This window comes from Caballeronia sordidicola (genome assembly GCF_002220365.1).
Lineage (GTDB): Bacteria > Pseudomonadota > Gammaproteobacteria > Burkholderiales > Burkholderiaceae > Caballeronia > Caballeronia sordidicola_C.
In genome coordinates this window covers 1-4,370 of the sequence record NZ_MTHB01000169.1, presented here as the reverse complement: position 1 = coordinate 4,370, position 4,370 = coordinate 1, and the positions used below count along the sequence as shown (strand labels likewise).

Sequence of the window (4,370 nt, the reverse complement as noted above, 5' to 3'; positions counted from 1 at the left end):
ATTGCTATCGAAAGCGGTCTCCGGTTGAAGATTGCAGCCAAAGTCGACAGGGTCGACCAGGAATACTTCAGATCCATCATCGAGCCATTGCTGTCGCAGGCGGACGTCGAGTTCATCGGCGAAATCAACGACGCACAAAAACCGGCGTTTCTATCCGGTGCGAAAGCGTTGCTCTTCCCGATTGACTGGTCGGAGCCCTTTGGGCTCGTGATGATCGAGGCGATGGCGTGCGGTACGCCAGTGATCGCATTCAATCGGGGCTCGGTGCCAGAGGTGATCGACCACGGTGTGACTGGCTACATTTGCGAGGACGTACCGGGCGCGGTCGCTGCGCTACAACGCATTGATGATCTATCTCGCACGGAAGTTCGGGCCCAGTTCGAGCGCCGATTTTGCGCGAAGACGATGGCGGCGAAGTATGTTGAAACCTACACCTCCATGCTCGCACCTACGCGGCAGCGTCCCCTGCTTCAGGATACCGAGATGGCTTGAGTTGCGCCGAGAGAGTTTGGCACTAAGGATTTCACCAAAGTGTCGAAGTCACAGGCGCTGCTCGAATGCGGCCTCAGGTACATACCTAGCGAGCATTGAAGCAGCCTTGAAAAGCAAACCGCGTATTTCTCAAATACCCTCCCGTGGCCTCTCGTGCGATTCCTGAGTCTTCTCTCCCGGCGAGTGTCTTAGAAGCAGCACTCGCTGACCTCAGAATCTACCCATCTTTCTCCGCTGCATCCATAGCGTCCGGAGATCGGATTTATCCGTGCGCCCGGATCCGCTTGGCGCGTCTCGTATGAGTAGTTGTCCCAGATCATTTAGGTTAGCAGAGTTGCATCCAAAATTACGGGCAATTCCCAGAATCACACGCTTACCCTTTCTCGTGGCATTGCATTGCTGCGTGTCTAGCGTAGGGCTACCCCACTCGCGCTAATCTACGGGGCCGTTTCTCCGATGTGACTAAGCAGAGATTCCGTATCGCTCTCTGACCAATACGCTTGTTTGCCATAAAATCCGTGAAGCGTTTTCTCGTAACCGCGGGTGAGCAAAACCGCATCGTCGTATGCTGGGCTATTCCTGATCGCGTCGCGGGTGAGATCGGTCGAAACAGTGGAGTCGAACCAATCCGTGCCGCTTAACCATTGCGTCGCCAACAACACTTCTTTACCACCCGGCCACCAGTTGCGCGTGTCGACTGTCAGGTAACGGATGACCCAAGCGACGTCGTCGAAAATGAACCCGGACACGTGGCCAATGCTGCCGTCGGCGGCCCGGATGTGACAGCCCTTCACGGCATCCGTACTTCGAAGATGGACGTCAGCTGGCGGCCCCTCTGTATGCGGATCGGAGCCCATGGGTGCGTCCGGCTCGTGGTGCGGTGCCTCGACCGAGCCGGTGAACGCGGGGTAGGCGCTCGTCCCCCACACGTTTGAGCTACCCCAGTACCTGGGATATCCATAGTAAAGGAGGTGTGTGGTTTCATACTGACGAGATACAGACTTATGCGTATCAATATTCGGGCTATCCCTGACCTGTTGACGCGTGAGGTTTACATGCAGTGCGCCTGAGGCCGGATCCGATGGTTTGATTGAATACGGCGAAATCAATACCTTCCGTTCGCCGATCCAGTTTCCCGTTTCGACCACAAGATAGCGCACTCCCCATGCCTCATCGTCGAATAATGCCTGGTCGACGGTTCCTATGTCGCCATCAAGCGCCACGACGGCGCACCGGTGAAGACGCTCTATAGTTCGCAGCATTTCGATGCTCCTTGCGTTTTTACTCCGTTCGATTCATCCGCTTCGTATTGTGCTTGCGCCCGTGTCTCGTCCAGTTGTGTTGACCGATCACGGTGCCGCGTGCGGGTTCGCCTGGACGAAATTCAGCGGGGCGACGATCAGTGCAATTGGTGGCCTTGTACTTCCAAGAATAGACGCGATCTTTTTGTACGTTTTCAAAGGTGGGAAATGGCCGTTGCCATTTCCCACCCTGCCTGGATGCTTAAAGTGACTTGAGTCGCGTGACCTTAGTGCCGTCGAGGGTCGCGCCGGCCATCAGCCCACTATTCGTCAACAGAAACGCATCCACTTGGCTGCTCGCGGTACTCGTGTCGACTTCGCCATTCTCGCCGACCTTGAGTACCGCAACGGACGCCTCGCCCCTGACCGACCAGCCTTCGCTGACTCGGAACCGATTGAGTGCGTCTTCGGTCATGAACAGGAATACGATGGCTCTTGACTGAGCGCCGATCTGCCAGCCGATTGAACCCGTCGCCGTGCTGTAGTATCCAACCGTGCGGCCGCCGACGCGCAGCGAGCCTTCGCCATACTGACCACCGACACCGAAGCCGGCATCGATGACCGACGGGAATATCAACACGCCGCGCGCCTTGGCAACGAGCTCGCGCGAACCTTTGGCGGAGCTATAAAGACGGGCAAGCGTCGAATCGAAACCCGCGTCAATGGAGTGGCGCTTATCCATCTGGTCGCCGCTGGCGTCAGACGCCCCGGTCGTCGTGCAACCCGAGACTGCCAGGGCGATCGCAATAAGTGATCCGGGCGTACTGAACATGAATGTTCGTCTTAGCATTATTGCCTCCAGTCAAGTCGGTCAAGTTAGTCCTTAACACTACGTCATTGAAAATGAAGATGCGGTCCGACAGCGTGTGAAGACGACCGGGAGGTCGGGGGTTTTAGCGCGACGGGATCGCTTGCCCCTCATCCACGAACCCTTTTGCGGAAATGCGATCAACGTGTCATTTCGAGAGCTTCTTGCGGATCTCCAGAAGTTCTCGCCGGCGTTTTCCACCTGTTTTGGGATATGCCATTTTGAGTCCTTCCAATGTATCGAGAACAATCTGGGAGACGATAAGTCGGGCGTTTTCCTTGTCATCGGCCGGAACGACATACCAGGGAGAGTCAGCCGTGCTTGTTGCACTGATGCATTCTTCAAACGCCGTCATATATTGCTTCCAGAACTTCCGCTCCTCGATGTCCGCGAGGCTGAATTTCCAGTTCTTATCCGGTTCGTCGATACGGGCCAGAAATCGCTTTCGCTGCTCCTCCTCCGAAAGGTGAAGGAAGAACTTAATGATTCGGGTGCCGTTGCTGTAAAGATGTCGCTCGAGGTCCACGATCGAACGATACCTGTTCTGCCAAACCTCCCCGTCGTCGAGCAAGGCGTCCGGGAGTCGTTCGCTTCGAAGAATCTCTGGATGCACGCGGACAATCAGCACTTCCTCGTAGTAGGAGCGGTTGAAGATGCCAATTCTGCCCCGCTCCGGCAGATCGCGGGTGGTGCGCCAAAGAAAATCATGTTCCAACTCGGTGGGGCTGGGATGCTTGAAGCTGAACACCTGGCAACCTTGTGGATTGACTCCCGACATCACGTGCCTGATTGCGCCGTCTTTGCCCGCTGCATCCATTGCCTGAAAAATCAGGAGGATTGCGTAGCGATTGGAGGCGTAGTGCATCCGCTGGAGCGAGCTCAGTTGAGCAACGTGCTGTTCTAGTGTTTTTTTATACTGTCTCTTCGACTTGCACACGGGATCGCCGATTGTCGGCAGTTTCTTGAGGTCGACCTCGTCTCCCTCACGCACGCGAAAATTCCTGGAGTCAATTTTCATTGTCATGCCTTTGCGGATTGCCCTTACGTTTCGGAAGAACCGCTTCGTGTCGCGTCGCGTTGTTGGTAACGCCGACCGCCAAGCTTGGCGATCAGCTCCGCACTACAGGCTTGTTCATGAGTCAACCTTCTATGACTATTCTTAAGAGAGTGTGCGAATTTCAGGGTCGGTGAGATCGGCTCATCTACGGTTTATGGGATTCTTCTTTCGGAGGCGCCCGCTCTGCCGATTCCCAGTCCTCAACGGCTCGAACGTCCTCGCGCCCTAGTTCCTCGTAGAGTTCATGGACTCGCTTAACAAGCTGCGGCGTCGGATCAGACGGTGTTTCGGTTTTGGCTTCACGCGTGGGCGGGGCGTGGAGTTCGGGCTGAGCGGCCTTCGCTTCGGGCTGAGCCGTGGCCTGGACTTCGGGCTGCGCCACGGCTTGGGCTTCGGGCTGCGCCGTGGCTTGGGCTTCGGGCTGCGCCGTGGCTTGGGCTTCCGGTTGGGCCGTGGCTTGGGCTTCGGGTTGGGCCGTGGCCTGGACTTTGGGTTGGGCCGTGGCCTTCGCTTCGGGCTGCGCCGTGGCCTGGACTTCGGGCTGGGCTGTGGCCTTCCCTTCTGGCTGAGCGGTGGCCTGGGCTTCGGGCTGAGCCGTGGCCTTCGCTTCGGGCTGCGCCGTGGCCTGGGCTTCGGGCTGCTCCGTAGCCTGGGCTTCGGGCTGAGCCGTAGCCTGGGCTTCGGGCTGAGCCGTGGCCTTCGCTTCGGGCTG

4 protein-coding genes and 1 pseudogene are annotated in these 4,370 nt (G+C 57.3%); 1 reads left to right on the top strand and 4 read right to left on the bottom strand.

The genetic code is table 11. The features are described from left to right. A partial coding sequence (locus BSU04_RS25040; protein WP_144021346.1) for a glycosyltransferase occupies window positions 1–492 on the top strand: 492 nt, incomplete at its 5' end. Window positions 493–929: 437 nt separating this feature from the next. On the opposite strand, the gene BSU04_RS25035 is transcribed toward BSU04_RS25040, so the two are convergent. The 4 genes and pseudogenes from BSU04_RS25035 to BSU04_RS46615 form a co-directional block, all read right to left on the bottom strand. Further along, a complete protein-coding gene (locus BSU04_RS25035) occupies window positions 930–1,754 on the bottom strand; it encodes a PRC-barrel domain-containing protein (protein ID WP_089163107.1) in 825 nt (274 codons plus the stop codon). Window positions 1,755–1,995: 241 nt separating this feature from the next. Next, window positions 1,996–2,583 carry a BPSL1445 family SYLF domain-containing lipoprotein gene (locus BSU04_RS25030; RefSeq protein ID WP_089163106.1) on the bottom strand — a complete coding sequence of 196 codons (588 nt, stop codon included), beginning with the start codon at window positions 2,581–2,583 and terminating at the stop codon, window positions 1,996–1,998. Window positions 2,584–2,749: 166 nt separating this feature from the next. Beyond that, the gene (locus BSU04_RS25025; RefSeq protein WP_089163105.1) at window positions 2,750–3,619 is read right to left on the bottom strand and encodes an ADP-polyphosphate phosphotransferase; all 870 of its coding nucleotides are present in this window, start codon (window positions 3,617–3,619) and stop codon (window positions 2,750–2,752) included. Window positions 3,620–3,803: 184 nt separating this feature from the next. Continuing rightward, window positions 3,804–4,370 (bottom strand): annotated as a pseudogene (locus BSU04_RS46615) (hypothetical protein); the annotation flags it as partial.

What these genes read in the sequence shown, in the direction of transcription:
- BSU04_RS25035 (WP_089163107.1), bottom strand. Translation starts at nt 1,754, where the DNA reads ATGCTGCGAACTATAGAGCGTCTTCACCGGTGCGCCGTCGTGGCGCTT.
- BSU04_RS25030 (WP_089163106.1), bottom strand. Translation starts at nt 2,583, where the DNA reads ATGCTAAGACGAACATTCATGTTCAGTACGCCCGGATCACTTATTGCG.
- BSU04_RS25025 (WP_089163105.1), bottom strand. Translation starts at nt 3,619, where the DNA reads ATGAAAATTGACTCCAGGAATTTTCGCGTGCGTGAGGGAGACGAGGTC.